This is a genomic window from Streptomyces sp. NPDC000348 (genome assembly GCF_042898795.1).
Taxonomy (GTDB): Bacteria; Actinomycetota; Actinomycetes; order Streptomycetales; family Streptomycetaceae; genus Streptomyces.
Genome location: NZ_JBIAZD010000002.1, coordinates 416,082 through 436,153 on the forward strand (window position 1 = coordinate 416,082; position 20,072 = coordinate 436,153).

Genomic DNA, 20,072 nt, shown 5'->3' on the forward strand with positions numbered 1-20,072 from the left:
CGTTCACCACTCGTACCCGCACACGCGTACGCACTGTGAGAGAGGAGGAAGCCGCGTGACCAACATCCCCGAGACCGGCCGCAGCCCGCGGGTCCAGATCCGGCTCGTCGTCATCCAGGTCCTCGTCATCTCCCTCCTCGGCACCCTCGGCGGGCGCCTGTGGTACCTCCAGATCCGCGAGGGCGACCAGTACGCCAAGGAGGCCTCCGGCAACCACGTCCAGCAGGTCGTCCAGCCCGCGGTCCGCGGCTCCATCCTGGACGCCCGCGGAGTGCCCCTCGCCGACAACGAGACCCGCCTGGTCGTCTCCGCCTCCCGCACCGACCTGCTGAAGATGAAGGACGACGGCAGGGCGGTCCTCACCAAACTCGCCGGCGTCCTCGGCATGGACGCCGAGGAGGTCCTCCGGAAGGTCCGCCTCTGCGACGCCGAGACCCCCCAGCCCTGCTGGAACGGCTCGCCGTACCAGCCCATCCCCATCACCGACGAGGCCACCGCCAAACAGGCCCTGCAGATCCGCGAGCGCGCCGAGGACTTCCCCGGCATCACCGCCGAGCCGCAGGCCCTGCGCCGCTACCCGAGCCCCGGCAAGGCCAACACCGCCCAGGTCCTCGGCTACCTCTCGCCCGTCACCGACGAGGAGATCCAGCAGGCCGAGGACACCAGTTCGCCCTACCTGCGCTCCGACATGGTCGGCCGCTCCGGCCTGGAGCGCCAGTACGACAAGCAGCTGCGCGGCAAGGCCGGCGTCACCCGCTACGAGGTCGACAACCTCGGCCGCGTCATCGGCGAGGCCGAGGCCGACCCCGCCCAGGCCGGCGCCAACCTCGTCACCAGCATCGACTCCCGCGTCCAGCGCATCGCCGAGTACGAGCTCAACGAGGCGATGAAGGCCGCCCGCAAGGAGATGGACCGCAACACCAACCGCACCTACGAGGCCGACTCCGGCGCCGTCGTCGTCATGGAGGCCAAGACCGGCCGCGTCGTCGCCATGGCCTCCAACCCCACCTACGACCCCAACGCCTGGGTCGGCGGCATCTCCGCCAAGGACTACGCCGCGCTCACCGGCAAGAAGTCCAACTACCCCCTGCTCAACCGCGCCATCCAGGGCCAGTCGGCACCCGGCTCCATCTTCAAGGTCATCCCCACGGCCGCCGCGATCAACGCCGGCTACTCCTTCGAAGGCCCCTACAACTGCTCCAGCTCGTACTCCATCGGCGGACAGGTCTTCAAGAACTTCGAGTCCCAGAACCACGGCCCGATCAGCCTCGGCCGCGCCCTGGAGGTGTCCTGCGACACCGTCTTCTACGCCCTCTCCCACGAGGAGTGGAAGCGCGACGGCGGCAACAAGCCGAAGAAGAACGCCGACGACTGGTTCTACAAGACCGCCCACCAGTTCGGCCTCGGCGAGGAGACCGGCATCGACCTGCCCAACGAGGTCACCGGCCGCGTCCCCGACCGCCAGTGGAAGCTGGACTACTGGAAGGCCAACAAGGACGCCTGGTGCAAGTACGGGAAGAAGGACGGCAGCTACGCCGAGAAGATCGCCTACGAGAACTGCCTCGAAGGCAACCGGCTGCGCGCGGGTGACTCCGTCAACTACTCCATCGGCCAGGGCGACACGCTCGTCACCCCCATCCAGATGGCCACCATCTACGCGGCCATCTCCAACGGCGGCACCCTCTACGACCCCACCGTCGGCAAGGCCGTCATCAGCCCCGACGGCAAGACGGTCACGGAGATCGAGCCCCGGGCGGACGGCAAGCTGCCCATGTCGAAAAAGACCCTCGCCCAGATAGACGAAGCCCTCGAGGGAGTCGCCACCCGCGGTACGGCCGCGTGGCGATTCGGGGGCTGGCCGCAGGACGAGATCCCGATGCACGCCAAGACCGGTACCGCCGAGGTCTACGGCAAGCAGACCACCTCGTGGTTCGCCACGTACACCAAGGACTACTCGATCGTCATGACGATCTCCCAGGGCGGTACCGGCTCCGGCGCCTCGGGCCCCGCCGTGCGCAACATCTACAACGCCCTGTACGGCGTCTCCGAGGACGGCGAGATCGACAAGAAGAAGGCGCTGCTGTCCACACCGCAGAAGGACCTCCCGAAGGTCCGCACGGACGGCACCATCACCTCCCCGAAGATCTCCAAGGACCCCGCCAAGGACCGGGCGACCCCCTCGCCCGGCGCACAGGCCACCACACCGCAGCAGGACCCGGCCGACCCGCAGCAGGCGGGCACCGTCCCCTCGCCGGAGAACACCAACCGCGACACCCGCCGCCGCCACCGACGACGACGCGGCGGCACCGGCACCGGAAAGGGACCGCGGAGGGCAGCGTCATGACCGGCGGAGTCAACAGCTTCCAGGTCTCCGGATACGGACCGGAGCGGGCCGGCTGGACACGGGTCTTCGCCCGTGACTCCCTGGCCCGGCGCCTCGACTGGCCGATACTGTTCTCGGCGCTCGCCCTCTCCCTGCTGGGCTCGCTCCTGGTCTACTCGGCCACCCGCAACCGCACCGAACTCAACCAGGGCGACCCCTACTACTTCCTCGTCCGGCACTGGCTCAACACCGGCATCGGACTGGCCCTGATGATCGGCGTCCTCTGGCTCGGCCACCGCACCCTGCGCACGGCCGTGCCCCTGCTGTACGGCGCCTCGGTCTTCCTGATCCTGCTCGTGCTCACCCCGCTGGGCTCCACCATCAACGGCGCCCACTCCTGGATCAAGCTCCCCGGCGGCTTCTCCCTCCAGCCCTCCGAGTTCGTCAAGATCACGATCATCCTGGGCATGGCGATGCTGCTCGCCGCCCGCGTCGACGCCGGCGACAAGCCGTACCCCGATCACCGCACGGTCCTCCAGGCCCTCGGACTGGCCGTCGTCCCCATGCTGATCGTGATGCTCATGCCCGACCTCGGGTCGGTCATGGTCATGGTCGTCATCGTGCTCGGCGTACTGCTCGCCTCCGGCGCCTCCAACCGCTGGATCTTCGGCCTGCTCGGCGCGGGCGCGACCGGCGCGGTCACCGTCTGGCAGCTCGGGATCCTCGACGAGTACCAGATCAACCGCTTCGCCGCCTTCGCCAACCCCGAGCTCGACCCCGCCGGCGTCGGCTACAACACCAACCAGGCCCGCATCGCCATCGGCTCCGGCGGACTGACCGGCTCCGGCCTCTTCCACGGCTCCCAGACCACCGGCCAGTTCGTCCCCGAACAGCAGACCGACTTCGTCTTCACCGTCGCCGGCGAGGAACTCGGCTTCGTCGGCGGCGCACTGATCATCGGCCTGCTCGGCGTCATCCTCTGGCGCGCCTGCCGCATCGCCCGCGACACCACCGACCTGTACGGCACCGTCGTCGCCGCCGGCATCGTCGCCTGGTTCGCCTTCCAGGCCTTCGAGAACATCGGCATGACCCTCGGCATCATGCCCGTCACCGGCCTGCCCCTGCCGTTCGTCTCCTACGGCGGCTCCTCCATGTTCGCCGTCTGGCTGGCCGTGGGCCTGCTCCAGTCCATCCGGATACAACGGCCGATGTCCGCGTGAACCGCCGTGGGCGCGGAGCGGCGGGACCCACGGCCGCTCCGCGCCCACGACGACTAGATTCACCCACGGCGGATAGAGGCATCTCATGGCGGACACCAAGCGCGAGATCGAGCGAAAGTACGAGTCCGACGACGGCGGACTGCCCGACCTGACCCGCGTCCCCGGCGTGGCGACCGTACTCGACCAGGGCGTCACCCACCTCGACGCCACCTACCACGACACCGCCGACGGACGCCTCGCCGCGTCCTCCGTCACCCTGCGCCGCCGCACCGGCGGCTCCGACGCGGGCTGGCACCTGAAGTTCCCCGTCGCCCCCGGAGTGCGCGACGAGATCCGCGCCCCGCTCTCCGACACCCTCCCCGACGAGCTCGCCGCCCTCGTCCGCTCCCGCGTCCGCGACAGCGCGCTGCTGCCCGTCGTCCGGCTCCGCTCCGACCGCGACGTGCGCCACCTGGTCGACGCCGACGGCCGGCTGCTCGCCGAGGTCGGCGTCGACACCGTCCACGCCGAACGCCTCACCGGCGACGGCGGCACCGCCCGGTGGACCGAGATCGAGGTCGAACTCGCCGACGACGGCGACCCCGCCTTCCTCGACAAGGTCGAGAAACGCCTGCGCAAGGCCGGCGTACGCCCCTCGGCCTCGGCCTCGAAACTGGCCAGGGCACTGGCCGACACGGCACCGCACGCCACCCCGGCCGCAGCGACGGCACCCGCGCCCGCCACGGCACCGGAGGCGGCCCCGCGGCGGAAACACCGGCCACGGACGACCGGGAAACCCGTCACCGCCGGCGACCACGTCCTCGCCTACGTCCGCGCCCAGCGCGACGCCCTCGTCGAACTCGACCCCGCCGTGCGCCAGGACGTCCCCGACTCCGTGCACCGCATGAGGGTCGCCACCCGCCGCCTGCGCAGCACCTTCCGCTCCTTCCGCACCGTCCTCGACCGCGAGGTGACCGACCCCGTCGGCGCCGACCTGAAGCGGCTGGCCGCCGAGCTGGGCCGGGACCGCGACCAGGAAGTGCTCGCCGAACGCCTCCGGTCCTCCCTCGCCGACCTGCCCGACACCCTCGTCACCGGCCCCGTCGGCCACCGGCTCACCACCTGGGCCGAGGTCCGCCACTCCAAGGCCCACGGCCACCTCACCGGCATCCTCGACTCCCGCCGCCACCTCGCCCTCCTCGACACCCTGGACGCCCTGCTCGCCGACCCGCCCCTGCGCAAGAAGGCCGGAGCCCGGCCGGACAAGGTCCTCACCCAGGCCGTACGCAAGGACCTCGGCAAACTCACCGGCCTCATCACCCGCGCCCTGGACCTCCCGCCCGGCCCCGACCGCGACGTCGCCCTGCACGAGGCCCGCAAGAAGACCAAGCGCACCCGCTACGCCGCCGAGGCCGCCGCCCCCGCACTCGGCAAACCGGCGGACGACCTCGTCAAGGCCATGAAGTCGCTCCAGGGCCTGCTCGGCGACCACCAGGACAGCGTCATGGCCCGCCAGACCCTCCGCGAGCTCGCCGCCGTCGCCCACGCGGCGGGCGAGAGCGCCTTCACCTACGGCGTCCTCCACGCCCGCGAGGAACGCCGCGCGGAGCTCGCCGAGGCCGCCCTCCCCGAAGCCTGGGCGTCGATCACCAAGGACCTCCGGCCCTGGACAACGTAGGGAACACCCCTCCGGCCGCGTTACGCTGAATGGTCACCCCACTCAGCACACAAAGGTTCGCGAGATGCCTGCCGAAGCCGCCGAGTCTGTGTTCCCACAGCTCGAAGCTCTGCTCCCGCATGTGCAGAAGCCGATCCAGTACGTCGGCGGAGAGCTCAACTCCACGGTCAAGCCGTGGGACAGCTGCGACGTCCGCTGGGCGCTCATGTACCCCGACGCCTACGAGGTCGGACTGCCCAACCAGGGCGTCATGATCCTCTACGAGGTCCTCAACGAACAGGACGGCGTCCTCGCCGAGCGCACCTACAGCGTCTGGCCGGACCTCGAGGCGCTGATGCGGGAGCACCACGTTCCGCAGTTCACCGTCGACAGCCACCGCCCGGTGAAGGCCTTCGACGTATTCGGCCTGAGCTTCTCCACCGAGCTCGGCTACACCAACATGCTCACCGCCCTGGACCTGGCCGGCATCCCGCTGGAGGCCAAGGACCGAGGCCTCGACGACCCGATCGTCATGGCCGGCGGCCACGCCGCCTTCAACCCCGAGCCGATCGCCGACTTCATCGACTGCGCGGTCATCGGCGACGGCGAGCAGGCCGTCCTGGAGGTCACGCGGATCGTCCGCGCCTGGAAGGAGGAGGGCCGCCCCGGCGGCCGCGAGGAACTCCTCCTCCGCCTGGCGAAGACCGGCGGGGTGTACGTCCCCGGCTTCTACGACGTCGAGTACCTCCCCGACGGCCGCATCGCCCGCGTCGTACCGAACCGGTCGGGCGTCCCGTGGCGCGTCTCCAAGCACACGGTCATGGACCTCGACGAGTGGCCCTACCCCAAGCAGCCCCTCGTCCCGCTCGCCGAGACCGTCCACGAGCGCATGTCCGTGGAGATCTTCCGCGGCTGCACCCGCGGCTGCCGCTTCTGCCAGGCCGGCATGATCACCCGCCCGGTCCGGGAGCGCTCGATCACCGGCATCGGCGAGATGGTCGACAAGGGCCTGAAGGCCACGGGCTTCGAAGAGGTGGGCCTGCTCTCCCTCTCCTCCGCCGACCACTCGGAGATCGGCGACATCGCCAAGGGCCTCGCCGACCGCTACGAGGAAGACAAGATCGGCCTCTCCCTCCCCTCCACCCGCGTCGACGCCTTCAACATCGACCTGGCGAACGAGCTGACCCGCAACGGCCGCCGTTCGGGCCTCACCTTCGCCCCCGAGGGCGGCTCGGAGCGCATCCGCAAGGTCATCAACAAGATGGTCTCCGAGGACGACCTCATCCGGACCGTCGCCACGGCCTACGGCAACGGCTGGCGCCAGGTGAAGCTGTACTTCATGTGCGGCCTGCCCACCGAGACCGACGACGACGTCCTCCAGATCGCCGACATGGCCACCCGCGTGATCGCCAAGGGCCGGGAGGTCTCCGGCTCCAACGACATCCGCTGCACGGTCTCCATCGGCGGCTTCGTCCCCAAGCCGCACACCCCGTTCCAGTGGGCCCCGCAGCTCTCCGCCGAGCAGACGGACGAGCGCCTCGCCAAGCTCCGTGACAAGATCCGCGGCGACAAGAAGTACGGCCGCTCGATCGGCTTCCGCTACCACGACGGCAAGCCCGGCATCGTCGAGGGCCTGCTCTCCCGCGGCGACCGCCGCATCGGCGCGGTCATCCGCGCGGTCTACGAGGACGGCGGCCGCTTCGACGGCTGGCGCGAGCACTTCTCGTACGACCGCTGGATGGACTGCGCCGACAAGGCCCTCGCGCAGTTCGGCGTGGACGTCGACTGGTACACCACCCGCGAGCGCACCTACGAGGAGGTCCTCCCCTGGGACCACCTCGACTCCGGCCTGGACAAGGACTGGCTCTGGGAGGACTGGCAGGACGCCCTCGACGAAACCGAGGTCGAGGACTGCCGCTGGACCCCGTGCTTCGACTGCGGCGTGTGTCCTCAGATGGACACGGCCATACAAATCGGCCCCACCGGCAAGAAGCTGTTGCCGCTGACGGTCAAGAAGCCGGCTCCGGCCGGCTGAGACGGGCGGGGGAGCGGAGAGTGACCGGGCCACTGCGGCGTACCGCTGAGGCTGTGGCGGACGCACCACGGAGGACGAGGTGGTCGCGGTGCTCGGTCCACTCCGGTCCCCGAAGGCACGGCGGGCGGCCCGGGACGTTCCACGGACGCTCCTGGCGCGCATGCGGGCATCCGGTCCGAGGCGGAGTGGGGCCAACCGTCATGTGAGAGCCTGGGCGCCATGGGGGACGCGTCGGTGGATCCGGTCCTCAGGAGCTTTCTGACACCGATCCAGGCCGGTGACCGCTGTAGTGGCATGGTGGCGGCCGTCACCCGGTCCGAGGTGACCGTGACCCTGGACGGGTGCACCGCTCGTCCGCACGGGGTGGTGGGGCCGCTGGACGTCTCCTGGCAGCGGCGCAGGGCGGATGCCGCTGTGGTCGGACAGCGGGTCACCGCCGAGGTGCTCGCGGTGGACTTGGAGGAGGGCCGAGTACGGCTGTCGATGGCGGCCACGGAGAACCCGGAACTCCAGGCGTTCCTCAAGCGGCTCCGCCTTGGCCGACGCCTGACCGGCACGGTGGCGGCGATCGAGCGGTTCGGCGTGTTCGTGGCGCTTGACGAGGGCCCCGACCACCCGGTCCATCCCGGTGTCGGCCGTCCCTTTCTCGGCGACAGGTCTGAGCGTTTGAGGGACGGGCGATGCCCTCGGGTATCGGCCGCGCGGTCGCCGGCTCAAGCAGATCCGGTACCGTCCCGATCCGGTGGATGCCTGCCTCGCCGCCACCGGACCGATCCCGGACGGCTGATGCGCAGTGGGTCACCCGGACGCTCCCGGGCGGGAGTATTCGATGGCAGACCGCGACTCCTGGTTGACAGGCTGTGGCCATGAGTCCCGAGTCCCACGGCATGTCCGGCACTTCCTGGCTGGGTGACCCGATCGACGCGCGTGCGCTGTTCGGTCCGGAACTCAGGTCGCTGCTCGACACCCCGCGTGGTCTGACACCCTCCGACTGGAGCGGGACGGCAGCCGGGCACTGGACGGTGCACGACGTCGCCGCCCACCTCCTCGGCGACTACTACGGCCGCCTCGGCCACGACCACCGCAACGGCTTCGCCGATGGTGAGACGGTCGAGGCGTTCATCCACCGCACGAACCAGGAATGGGTCGACCTGCACGCGGACGACAGCCCTGCCTCGCTCATCGACGCCCTGGCGGCGGCAGGCACCCGGCTTGTCCGGCGATTCGCCACAGCCGACCTTGACGCGGTCGCCCTGGGCGTGTCGTGGACGGCGACCGCCACCGCGGACCGGTGGTCGTTGGCCGAAGCGCCGAGCGGCCGACCGACCGCGGCCGTGCTACTGGATACCGAAACCGTCTGGCGACTGTCCACGCGGAACATCGATCCTGCGGATGCCTTGTCCCGCGCCCAGGTGCGAGGGGACCGGCGGCTCGCCGAAGCAGCGTGCCGGATCGTGTCCATCGTCTACTGATCCGACGCCGGCCTCACCGGCTTCCACCGAGCCCGGCGCCTGCACCGACAGCGCCGGCGAGGGGCACCTGCATCACGCGTTCAACCGACGACGGGCTCATCCACGAGGCGTCCTCCGATGCCGGGAGCGTCCCTCCTGCGGGTGCGGACCCCCGGCCCGTGTGGTGGTGGCGCCGTGGTCGCCCCATGCCGTGAGAGGTGACCGCTCACGGGCGCAGCGCCCCGGTGCCGTTCTCCTGTGACGCACCGTTGTCAGGCGGGAAATGTCCGCGAGGGGTGCCGCGTTGGGCCCGCAAGGCCGTCGTCCGCCCGGACGGGAGAACCTGGCCGATCGGACGGGAAGCAATGGCCGACCGGCCGACGCGGAGCCGGAGGACGCGGTCTAGCGTCCTTCTCGGCAGGCGACACCACGGAGAGGAAGGCAGCACGATGGACCAGCGAACATCCGACCGCGGCGCCGGCGTGACCGCCGAGTTCGAGAGGGACGTCGTCAGGCTCTTGCTGGAGGCGATGCGCGCGGTGGACAAGCAGGAACGCGAGGACGTCGGTACGGAGAGCGTGCTGTACGCGCTCGTGTCGGGAGACTCGGCCGCGGGTTCCGCGATCGCACCCGGGATGAGGGCCTCCGGCTCGCTCGGCGGTTCGATCGGGTGCCGGGGGACGTCCGTGTGGGTCAGTGAGGACGCGGGTGACGGCATGGCGGGAAGCCCGGACGACGAGCGGGAGATCGACGCCTTCTGGCGGGAGGTCCGGCTGGAGGAGGCCAAGAGGCTGCGCTGGGCGAATCGGAAGCAGAAGGGAAAGCAGGGGCAGGAACGCCTTGAACTCCCGCCGATGACCGGCGCGTTGCGAACCTGTCTGCGCAAGGCGCTGGAGGCCGCGCGGGAGGAGGGCACCGTTTCCGTGCGCGTCCGGCATGTGGCGCGTGCACTGGTCGGGCTGCCCGATACGCGTGCCCGTGAGGCCATGGTGCTGGAGAAGGTGGACGTCCCGGCTGCCTCGATGGCGCTCGACGCGTTGCGGGGGAGTGACGAAGTTCCGGAGTCCGGCTCGGTGTTGATCCTGCGCAAGGCGGGGACGTTCGGGAAGAGCGGGAATCCGCTGACCCGGAGGTTCACCGCCTGGATGTTCGGGGGCGGCGCCGGGTTCGGTTCCGCAGTCGTGGGTGCGGTGCGCACGGAGGCGTCACGGGGGGCGGTGCGGCGCGGGGCGTCGGAGAAGGGACCGGTCGATGTGCTGCTGGGGATCCTGGCGCTGGAGCGGTCGTTGACCGTCGCGGGGCGTGAGCTGCCCGAGGAGCTGAGGGGAGCGAACCAGGGGGCCGCACTGCTGCGCCGGCACGGCGTACGGCAGGATGCCGTCACCCGGGTGCTGCTTCCCGCTACCGGGGTCGCGGAGGAGGAGCCCCGGGAGGTCCGCGGTGACGTCGACTTCGAACGGCGGCTCCTGCACGTCACCCAGTTCACCGCCGCCGCTCAGGGCTCGCCCACGGTCGGCACGACCCACCTGCTGGCCGCGCTGCTGGACGAGGGGACGGACGCGGAGTCCGCGGCGGAGATCGAGCGTGTGCTGACCGAGAGCGGGGCGGACGTCGCCGGGCTGCGGGCGGAGCCGGAGCTCCGGGTCCCGGGCGGAGCGGCACAGGCGTCCTGACGCGTCCGCAGCCGCAGTGGTCCGTCGACACACGGAACGAGAGCAGCCGTTGAGAACGGCGCCCACAGGGAGAAGACATGAGTCCGGCAGTGCGAGCGTGCGGACGGGCGCGCCGCGAGGCCGCCGCGATCCGGGAGGCGGTGCGCGCCGCGCCCCGGCGGACGGTCGTGACCGAGTCCGTACTCGCCGGCCTGGTCCTGCTGTGCTCGCTGGCGCCGGTTCCGCTGATTCCGCCGGCCCACCCGGTGGCGGTGGCCCTCCTGGGCGTGTGGGCGGCACTGCTCGTGCCCGCGCGGCGGATGTACCCGGCACTCACGGTGCTGGGCTGTGTGCCGGTGATCGCCGGGAACAACGTGTGGGCGATGGCGGTGGTGCCGTGCGTCGTGTGGTCCGCCGTGCGCCGCATCACCCCCGTACGGCGTGCCTGGGGAGTCGTCGGGGCGGGCAGTGCCGGTGCCGTGCTCATGTCGATCGCCGCCCCGTCCCTCAGCGGACTCCCGGCGATGCCGTACCTGGTCGCCGGCGCCGGCGTGGCCGCACTGTTCGTCCTGCTGCCCGCGCTGTCCGGCATGATGATGGGGCGGCGCCGTCCGCTGACGGGGCTGCTGCGGGAACGCAACGCCTACCTCGAGCAGACCCGTTTCCTCATCGACGAGGCGGCCCGCATGGAGGAACGGGCGCGCATCGCCGCCGAGATGCACGACCTGCTCGGCCACCGCATCAGCCTCATCTCGGTGCACGCCGGAGCTCTCCAGCTCGCCGCCGAACGACAGGCGCCCTCGCTGGCCTCCCAGGCCGAACTTCTGCGCACCACCGCCGGAACGGCCATGGACGAGCTGCGCGGCATCCTCGGCGTCCTCCGTCACCAGTCCGGCGAGGACAGCGGTGAACGGGGAACCCGCGAAGATCTCTCGGCTCTGGTCGCGGATTCCCGGAAGGCGGGGGCCGACGCCGAACTGCACTGGAACGCGACCGGGCCGACGGACGCGGACGCCCGCACCCGGCAGGCCGTCCACCGTGTGACCCGCGAAGGACTCACCAACGCGCTGAAGCACGCCTCCGGCGCACCGGTCCGTGTGACGTTTCAGGACGAAGGGGACACGGTGGTGGTCGCCGTCATCAACGATGCCCCGCCGGTGCCCTGTCCGCCCGGGGACGGGAACCGCAGTGGACTCGTCGGCCTCCAGGAGAGGATTGGCCTGCTCGGGGGTGCCCTCCACGCCGGACCGCGCCCGGAGGGCGGCTTCGTCCTCTCCGCCCGTATACCCGTCCGGCCCGACGCGCCGCCCGTGTACGCCACTTCACCCGGGCCGGTGTCCGGCGGGGCGGGCTCCCGGCCCCCGCTGTCCACGGAGGTCCTCACGTGGCCCCGCCTTCTGGGAGGCGGCTGCGCGGCTCTGCTGGTGTTGCTGCCGACGATCGGCGGCACCATCGCCCTGCTGATCACGGCGGTTCTACACTGAACCGATGATCCGAGTCCTGATCGCCGACGACGAGGCGTTGATGCGCGCCGGGATCCGCCTGATCCTGGAGAACGACGGCGGGATCCGCATCGTGGCCGAGGCGCAGAACGCCGCTGAGGCCGTCGAGGTCTGCCGCGCCCACCCCGTCGACGTCGCCCTCCTCGACATCCGCATGCCCGGGGACGGCATCACCGCCGTCGCCGGGATCGCCCGGCACTCGCCCCGTACCCGAGCGGTGATGCTGACGGCCTTCGGCGAGGAAGCGACCGTCACCAGCGCCCTGCGCGCCGGAGCCCACGGCTACCTCCTCAAGGACACCGGCCCCCACGGCCTCATCGACGCCGTACGCCGCGCCGCGGACGGAGAACCCGTCCTCGCCCCGCAGGTCACCCGCCAACTCGTCGACTTCCGGACCCGGTCGGGCCACGGCAGCGACGTCGCAGCACGTCGGACCGCGGACCTGACACCGGCTGAACGGGACGTCCTCCGGCTGCTGGGCACCGGCCTCTCCAACGCCGAGATCGCCGCACGGCTCCACCTGAGCTCCGGCACGGTCAAGGCCCACATCAGCAGCATCCTCACCCGCACCGACTGCACCAACCGGGTCCAGGCGGCGGTGCTGGCACAGGAGGCGGGCCTGCTCGACTGAGGCCCGGCAGGCCGCGCAGTCGCACACCCGTCCGCCACGAGAGCCGCCCGGCACGCTCCCGGACACGGTTGGCCGCCCCGGGGCGATGGCTTGCCACTCCCCGACGTCCTCTGTGCACCGGCGTGCCTCCGGACGGACACGTCCGTGCGGATCGGTCCCGCCGGCCACACGCCGAAGCCCCCTTCGCACGCGAAGGGGGCTTCGGCGTGTGGCCGGGGTTACGGGAGGCCGCGGCCGTACTGGCGTACGCGGTGGCGGGGGGCGGTGCGGCGGGGCGGGCGGGTCAGGGTGATCTGGCGGACGAGTTGCTGGAAACAGGCCAGGGCGGCCACGCCCGGGAGGGCCGCGGCGGCCGTGTCGGTGACCGTCCGGGGGGCCTGGGCCACGCAGAGCATGACGGCGACGGACGAGAAGAGGAGGACGACGAACCACGAGTGCAGGGCGCGCCGTTGGTGCAGCGCCGCGCGCAGGACCGACAACGAGCCCGCCAGCCAGGGGCCGTAGACCAGTACGGGCCACCAGGCCGAGGAACTGCCGCTGCTGTGGGCCGTGGTGACGAGGAGCAGGGGTTCGTAGGTGACGACGCCGCTGAAGACGCTCACCATCGACACGGTGACCGCGGTCAGGGCGGCGACGGCGTAGCTGGCGAGGCGCAGCGCGTCGGGGCGTCTGCGCGGGGGTTTGCGGTGGCCGCGCGGTGCCGCGCGCAGGGGCGGCAGTTCCGCCGTGATCTCCCGCAGGTTGTCCATGGGGCTGCCGGCCGGGGGAGCGGTGACCGAGGTCTCCTCGCGGGGCCCCGGGACGGTGGCCCTGGAGGACTCCTCGCTGCGGGCCTCCTGGAGCAGATAGGCGAGTTCCTCGGCCGGGTCCCAGTGCGGCACGGACGATTCCATGGGCTCCGCGTAGACGAGAGGGTCGTAGCGTTCGTCATTCATGTCAGCCGGCCTCGCCGATCCAGCGGCCGGCGAGATCGGATTCCCACGAATTCCCCCCGTCGGACCTGATGAGCCCGAACCTGCTTGCCTTCGTCATATAGCGACTAACGGCGGCTGTTTCACTTGGATGTGTGGCGAATGAGTGAACGGCCGTAGGGAAAATTGTTTTACATAAATCTCGGAATTCTTATGTCCGACCGGTGTTCAGCATATGAGGTCAACAGCATCACGGGCGTGGGATCCGGACGGGCGGCGCCTGCGTCCTGACGGGTATGGATCTCGAGAAGCCGGCCGGTCCGCCGGCCGCCGCGCCCGCGGGTGAGGGGTGTCTCGTCGTGGCGATCCGCGTCCCCCTGCGGATCGTGGTGCTGGTGCTGGTCGTGCCGGTGCGGATGGTGTGGGACGCGCTGGCCGCCGCCGGGCGGTTCCTGAACGGCACGCTGCTGCGGCCTCTCGGGAGGGCGCTGCTGTGGGTGGGGCGGGCGGTGTTCGTGTGGCCGTTCGTGGGGCTGTGGCGGTATGTCCTCGTGCCGTTCGGCAAGGGGCTGGCGTGGCTCGGGAGGGTGCTGGTGGTCCTTCCGGCCGTCGCGTTCCACCGCCATGTGCTGACTCCCCTCGGTCATGCGGCCGTGTGGCTGTACGCGCATGTGCTGACGCCGGTCGGTCACGTGCTCGCTGCGATCGGCGCCGGCGTGTGGGCGGGAGCGGTGTGGCTGGGGCGGTACCTCGTCGTCGTGCCCTCGGCGTGGCTGTACCGGTGGGTCCTGACGCCGGCGGGGCGGGCGGTCGCCTGGTGCGTGAAGGGCCTGCTGTGGCTGGTGACGACGGTCGTCACCGGGATCGGCACGGGGCTGTACTGGATCACCCGGATCCTGCTGGTGCTGCCCGCGCTCGCGGTGTGGCGCCGGGTGCTGGTGCCCGTCGGCCGTGTGCTCGCGGTCGTCGCGCGGGAGGCCGGGGACGCCCTCGGGCATGCCTGGCGCGTCGCCGGGCGCCTCTCGCTCGCCGTCGGACGGTGGCTGGGAACGCTCCTGCGGTGGGTGTTCGTGGAGCCGGTGCGGTGGGTGTACCGGAGCGTGCTGACTCCGGTGGGGCACGTGGTGCGCGACACGGTGCTGCGGCCGCTCGGGGACGCCGCCCGCGCGGCGGGCCGGGCCACCCGGCAGGCCCTCGCCGCCGCCCGCGCCTCGGTGCGGCGGGCACGCGCCGACTTCCGGCGGACGCTGTTCGGCGCACCGGCCGGTGCGCCGAGGAAACCGCAGCTCACGCACCGGCGGGAACCTACCGGCCCGGAGGCACGTACTCTTGGTGGTAGTACGACCGCTCTCACGAAGGACTGAACAACACTGGGCAAGCGACAGCCCGAAGGCCCGCCGCCCGCACCCGCGGTGCAGCGCATCCGACTGCGCTACACCAAGCGCGGCCGCCTCCGGTTCACCAGCCACCGTGACTTCCAGCGCGCCTTCGAGCGTGCGCTGCGCCGCGCCGAGGTGCCGATGGCGTATTCGGCGGGGTTCACACCGCACCCGAAGGTGTCGTACGCCAATGCCGCACCCACCGGCACGGGCAGCGAGGCGGAGTATCTGGAGATCGCGCTCACCGAGCCGCGTGACCCGGAGCGGCTCCGGGGCCTGCTCGACGAGTCGATGCCCGCCGGGCTCGACATCGTCGAGGCGGTCGAGGCCCGTACCCCGGGTCTCGCCGACCGGCTGACGGCCTCCGTGTGGGAGCTGCGACTGGACGGAGTAGGCCCCGAGGACGCCCGCCGCGCGGTGGACGCCTTCAACGCGGCCCCGGCCGTCGAGGTCCAGCGCCGGACCAAGAACGGCGTCCGCACCTTCGACGCCCGCTCGGCGGTCGTGGGGCTGGAGAGCGTAGAAGTGCACTCGTCGCATCCCGGCGCGGGTGCCGGCTCCACCGGAGAGGCTGTCGCCGCGCTCCTTACTGGGCCGACCGACCACCCCTGTGCGATACTGCGGCTGGTTGTTCGGCACGTGACGCCTGCCGTACGACCCGACGACGTCCTGTCCGGTCTCCGCGCCGTGGCCGACCTGGCGCCGCCGGTCCCCGCAGCGGTGACCAGGCTGGCGCAGGGGCTGCTCGATGAAGAGACCGGCACGGTGACCGACCCGCTCGCGCCCGACCGCGAGGCAGCAGCGACCGAGCCGCAACCGGCCGGCGCCACTGCCGCCGCGACGGCGCCGGCGTAAGGAAGGTCCTGCGAAGGGACGCACGTCGTAAGCGCCGCCCTCGACCTCGGGAGCCACCTGGGTCGGGCAGCGCACCGACCAGAAGACTTTCGCCAGGCCGTGCGCATTCGGCGTACGGAACCGGCGAGACAGGACACAGAGTGCTCCCGTGCGGCGCCCGCGCCCCGGACGGCGGCGATCGCGCACCGCGCGCGCCGCGGACGTCACCGGCATCGCCGGACCAGGTGCGGCGCCCGGGAGCCTGACGGGAGAAACGCCCGCATGCTCGAACCGATCGAGCCCGTCGAGGGCTCCGAACCGAACACTCCCAGCGACACCCTGCCGCCGAGGCGGCGGCGCCGTGCCGCCTCCCGCCCGGCGGGCCCGCCCGCCGGGGCGCCCGACACGACGGCGGAGACCGTCGCGCCGGCCATACCGGCCGTGGAGGCGCCCGAGCCCGACGGGCTCGTGGAACAGGAGGGCGCCGAGGCGGAGAAGGAGGCCGAGCCCGTCGAGGCCCCGGCCGCCGCGCCCCGGCGTCGTCGTGTGGTCCGCCGCGCGGCCGCGCCGGCCGGGGCACCCGAGTCGGCGGAGGCCGCCGAGACCGTCGTCCCGGTGACGCCCGCCGCACCCGAGACCGCTCCGGCTCCCGAGCAGCCCGCCGTCGCCGTGGACCCGGCCGAGGACGCGGCCCCGCGCCGTACCCGGCGTCGTGCGACCCGCAGCGTGACCTCGCCGACGGCGACCGCCGAAACCCCGGAGACGGCCCCCGCGGCCTCGGAGACCACTCCCGAGGCGGCTGCCGGCGCGGCTGAGGAGGCGGCTCCGCGCCGTACCCGGCGCCGGGCCACGCGCAGTGTGACCTCCCCGGAGGCCGCCGAGACCACCGCCGAAACCCCGGAGACGGCCCCCGCGATCCCGGAGACCACTCCCGAGGCGGCCGCCGGCGCGGCTGAGGAGGCGGCTCCGCGCCGTACCCGGCGCCGGGCCACGCGCAGTGTGACCTCCCCCGAGACCGCCGGGACCACCACCGAGGCCGCCCCCGAGGTCGCCGAGACGGTGGAGGCCGCCGCAGGCACGGCCGAGGACGCCGCTCCGCGCCGCACCCGGCGCCGGGCCACACGGCGCGCCGACGCGCCCGCCGCCGAGGAGGCCCCGGTGACCGAGACTCCCGAGCCCGCGCAGGCCCCCGAGCCCGCGCAGGCCCCCGAGCCCGCGCAGACCCCTGAGCCTGTGCAGACCCCTGAGGCCGTCGCCGACGAGGCCGCTCCGCGGCGCCGGCGCCGGGTGGTCCGCAAGGCCGCCGCCGGCTTCGCCGAGCCCGCCGAGTCCGGCGAGGCGGAGACCTCGCGGCGGCGCCCCGCGCGTCCGGCCGTCGCCGTGTTCCAGCCGCCGGTGTTCACCGAGCCCCGCTTCCAGACCCCGGAGCGGGCCGCCGCCGAGGCGGCCGCCGAGGTCGCCCAGCCGGTGGCGGAGCCCGAGCCGACCGAGGAGTTCCCGGAGGAGCAGCCCGCCGCCTCCCGCCGCCGTCGCCGGCGCCGGGGTGCGGGCGACGAGCCCGAGGCCGCTCCCGTGACCCGCGCCGAGGACGAGACCGAGGAGGCCGAGGAGCAGTCCGAGGACCACGCCGAGGCCGACGACCAGGACGACAGCGAGGCCGCCGGTTCGCGCCGTCGCCGCCGCCGTGGCGGCCGCCGCCGTCGGCGCGGTGACTCCGCCGAGGCCGACATCGAGGACGGCGAGTCCGCGGACGTCGGCGCCGAGCAGGCCGCCCAGGACGCCGAGGACACCGCCGAGCAGGTCGAGGAGGACGAGGAGGAGGACGCGGAGTCGGCCGAGGACCGCGAGGACTCCGGGTCCAGCAGCAGCCGGCGTCGTCGCCGCCGTCGTCGTCGCGCCGGTGACAGCGGCGGTGAGCCCGAGGCGGCCGCCGACGATCCCGAGCGCACCGTCGTCAAGGTCCGCGAGCCCCGTCCGAAGGCCGAGCCGTCGGACGAGGTGCAGTCCATCAAGGGCTCCACGCGTCTGGAGGCGAAGAAGCAGCGCCGCCGCGAAGGCCGTGAGCAGGGCCGCCGCCGGGTGCCGATCATCACCGAGGCCGAGTTCCTGGCCCGCCGCGAGGCCGTCGAGCGCGTCATGGTGGTGCGCCAGCACGGCGACCGGACGCAGATCGGCGTCCTGGAGGACGACGTGCTCGTCGAGCACTACGTCAACAAGGAGCAGGCGACCTCGTACGTCGGCAACGTCTACCTCGGCAAGGTGCAGAACGTGCTGCCGTCGATGGAGGCCGCCTTCATCGACATCGGCAAGGGCCGCAACGCCGTGCTGTACGCCGGTGAGGTCAACTTCGAGGCGCTCGGCATGTCGGGCGGCCCGCGCCGCATCGAGTCCGCGCTGAAGTCGGGGCAGTCGGTCCTGGTGCAGGTCACCAAGGACCCGATCGGGCACAAGGGCGCCCGCCTCACCAGCCAGGTCTCCCTCCCGGGCCGCTACCTCGTGTACGTCCCCGAGGGCTCGATGACCGGCATCAGCCGCAAGCTGCCCGACACCGAGCGGGCCCGGCTGAAGACCATCCTCAAGAAGATCGTCCCCGAGGACGCGGGCGTCATCGTGCGCACCGCGGCCGAGGGCGCGAGCGAGGACGAGCTGCGCCGGGACGTCGAGCGGCTGCAGGCGCAGTGGGAGGAGATCAAGAAGAAGTCCAAGAACGGCGGCAGCGCGCCGACGCTGCTGTACGGCGAGCCGGACATGACCGTCCGGGTCGTGCGGGACATCTTCAACGAGGACTTCTCCAAGGTGATCGTCAGTGGTGACGAGGCCTGGGAGACCGTCCACGGGTACGTGTCGCACGTGGCACCGGACCTGGCCGGGCGGCTGTCCAAGTGGACCAGCGAGGTCGACGTCTTCGCCACGTACCGGATCGACGAGCAGCTCGCCAAGGCGCTGGACCGCAAGGTGTGGCTGCCCAGCGGCGGTTCGCTGGTGATCGACCGGACCGAGGCGATGGTCGTCGTCGACGTCAACACCGGCAAGTTCACCGGCCAGGGCGGCAACCTGGAGGAGACGGTCACCAGGAACAACCTGGAGGCGGCCGAGGAGATCGTGCGTCAGCTGCGGCTGCGCGACCTCGGCGGCATCATCGTCATCGACTTCATCGACATGGTGCTGGAATCCAACCGGGACCTGGTGCTGCGGCGCCTGCTGGAGTGCCTGGGCCGCGACCGTACGAAGCACCAGGTCGCCGAGGTGACCTCGCTGGGCCTGGTCCAGATGACCCGCAAGCGGGTCGGCCAGGGCCTGCTGGAGTCGTTCTCGGAGACCTGCGTCCACTGCAACGGGCGCGGTGTCATCGTGCACCTGGACCAGCCCGCCGCCGCCGGTGGCGGTGGCAAGCGCCGGAAGCGGGCGCGGGCCGGTGCGGCGGAGCAGCCGCACGAGCACGAGGCGGTCGCGGGCGTCGAGACGGCCGAGCAGGAGGCGGAGACGGAGACGGCGGCCGAGGTCGCCGCCGAGGCCGCCGAGCCGGTCGCGCTCCCGGCGCCGGAGTTCGTGCCGGACGAGGAGCTGTACAGCAGCGCCGCCGAGGCGGAGGCCGCGGCCACCCGTGGGCGTACGCGCCGCCGGGCGAGCCGGCGGGTGTCGGCCCCGGCGGGCGCGCCGAGGCGGGAGACCGCCAGGGCCGCCCGGCACAGGGCCGGGGAGAGCGAGCGGGCGGAGGCCGAGGCCCCGACGGCGCAGGACGTGACGGCCGCCGAGGAGGCCGCGCGTCCGGTGCGGCCGGAGCCGGCCGCCGAGGCGCTGGCCGAGCCCGCGGCCGTCGAGGACGCGGTGGTCCCGGGACCGGTCGCCGAGCCGGCCGCCGGACCCGCCGAGGAGGCCGCGCCCAAGGGCCGTACGCGTCGCCGGGCCACCCGCAAGGTGTCCGCGCCGGCCGGTTCCCCGGCGGGGGCGGAGGCCGCGGTGGTGACGGTCGCGGAGCCCGCGGCCCCGGTCGCCGAGGCGCCTGGGCCGAAGCCCGAGGAGGTCCCGGCCGAGGCACCCGCCGAGGCACCCGCCGGGACCGAGGCCCCGGCCCGCCCGCGCCGCCGCGCGGTGCGCAAGCCGAGCACGCCGACCGCGTCCGAGGAGGCGGCCGTCGTGGTCGTCCCGTCGACGGCGGCGGAGACGGCGCCTGCCGGGGAGCCGGCCGAGGCGGCCGAAGCCGCCGAGGAAGCCGGAGCGGCCGAAGCCGCCGAAGCCGCCGAAGCAGCCCCGGCCAAGAAGACCGCCCGCAAGGCGGCCAAGAAGGCCACGGTGAAGAAGGCCGCCACGAAGAAGACGGCGGCCAAGAAGACCGCCGCCAAGAAGACGACGGCCAAGAAGGCGGCGGCGAAGACCACCAAGTCGGCCGCCACCAAGACGACCGCGAAGAAGACGGCGTCGAAGAAGACCGCGGCGGCGGCCCAGCAGCCGTCGTCATCGGTGACCGCGTCCACGGAGGACTGACCTCCGGATCGTT

The 20,072-nt window shown here is 72.5% G+C and carries 12 protein-coding genes and 1 pseudogene; 12 read left to right on the forward strand and 1 reads right to left on the reverse strand.

Annotated features, from left to right (window positions below; genetic code table 11):
• Positions 1–55 precede the first annotated feature (55 nt).
• The 9 genes and pseudogenes from mrdA (at position 56) to ACFY3N_RS05785 (ending at position 12,450) form a co-directional block, all read left to right on the forward strand.
• Complete coding sequence (gene mrdA / locus ACFY3N_RS05745) at positions 56–2,344, forward strand: penicillin-binding protein 2 (protein ID WP_390815363.1); 2,289 nt, start codon at positions 56–58, stop codon at positions 2,342–2,344.
• Positions 2,341–3,543, forward strand: a complete 1,203-nt coding sequence (gene rodA, locus ACFY3N_RS05750; protein WP_390815364.1) for a rod shape-determining protein RodA — start codon at positions 2,341–2,343, stop codon at positions 3,541–3,543. The genes mrdA and rodA overlap by 4 nt, the downstream gene beginning before the upstream one ends.
• 85 nt (positions 3,544–3,628) lie before the next feature.
• Positions 3,629–5,200 carry a CHAD domain-containing protein gene (locus ACFY3N_RS05755; RefSeq protein WP_390815365.1) on the forward strand — a complete coding sequence of 524 codons (1,572 nt, stop codon included), beginning with the start codon at positions 3,629–3,631 and terminating at the stop codon, positions 5,198–5,200.
• A 64-nt stretch (positions 5,201–5,264) separates the two neighbouring features.
• Positions 5,265–7,214, forward strand: coding sequence for a TIGR03960 family B12-binding radical SAM protein (locus ACFY3N_RS05760; protein WP_390815366.1), 1,950 nt, complete (start codon positions 5,265–5,267; stop codon positions 7,212–7,214).
• Between the two features lie 219 nt (positions 7,215–7,433).
• Positions 7,434–7,850: pseudogene (locus ACFY3N_RS05765) on the forward strand (30S ribosomal protein S1); the annotation flags it as partial.
• A gap of 230 nt (positions 7,851–8,080) precedes the next feature.
• On the forward strand, positions 8,081–8,686 hold the full coding sequence (locus ACFY3N_RS05770) for a maleylpyruvate isomerase N-terminal domain-containing protein (RefSeq protein WP_390815367.1): 606 nt from the start codon (positions 8,081–8,083) through the stop codon (positions 8,684–8,686).
• Between the two features lie 428 nt (positions 8,687–9,114).
• Complete coding sequence (locus ACFY3N_RS05775; protein WP_390815368.1) at positions 9,115–10,338, forward strand: Clp protease N-terminal domain-containing protein; 1,224 nt, start codon at positions 9,115–9,117, stop codon at positions 10,336–10,338.
• Positions 10,339–10,415: 77 nt separating this feature from the next.
• On the forward strand, positions 10,416–11,801 hold the full coding sequence (locus tag ACFY3N_RS05780) for a histidine kinase (RefSeq protein WP_390815369.1): 1,386 nt from the start codon (positions 10,416–10,418) through the stop codon (positions 11,799–11,801).
• Positions 11,802–11,805: 4 nt separating this feature from the next.
• Positions 11,806–12,450 (forward strand): response regulator, encoded by a 645-nt coding sequence (locus tag ACFY3N_RS05785; protein WP_390815370.1) that lies wholly within the window; start codon positions 11,806–11,808, stop codon positions 12,448–12,450.
• A gap of 218 nt (positions 12,451–12,668) precedes the next feature.
• Here ACFY3N_RS05785 and ACFY3N_RS05790 read toward each other — a convergent pair whose 3' ends face one another.
• Positions 12,669–13,385, reverse strand: a complete 717-nt coding sequence (locus tag ACFY3N_RS05790; protein ID WP_390815371.1) for a hypothetical protein — start codon at positions 13,383–13,385, stop codon at positions 12,669–12,671.
• Positions 13,386–13,657: 272 nt separating this feature from the next.
• Here ACFY3N_RS05790 and ACFY3N_RS05795 point away from each other — a divergent pair, with 272 nt between their 5' ends.
• The 3 genes from ACFY3N_RS05795 (at position 13,658) to ACFY3N_RS05805 (ending at position 20,059) form a co-directional block, all read left to right on the forward strand.
• A complete protein-coding gene (locus tag ACFY3N_RS05795; RefSeq protein ID WP_390815372.1) occupies positions 13,658–14,725 on the forward strand; it encodes a hypothetical protein in 1,068 nt (355 codons plus the stop codon).
• Between the two features lie 48 nt (positions 14,726–14,773).
• The gene (locus tag ACFY3N_RS05800) at positions 14,774–15,595 is read left to right on the forward strand and encodes a TIGR03936 family radical SAM-associated protein (protein WP_390815373.1); all 822 of its coding nucleotides are present in this window, start codon (positions 14,774–14,776) and stop codon (positions 15,593–15,595) included.
• Between the two features lie 261 nt (positions 15,596–15,856).
• Positions 15,857–20,059, forward strand: a complete 4,203-nt coding sequence (locus ACFY3N_RS05805; protein WP_390815374.1) for a ribonuclease E/G — start codon at positions 15,857–15,859, stop codon at positions 20,057–20,059.
• Positions 20,060–20,072 lie beyond the last annotated feature (13 nt).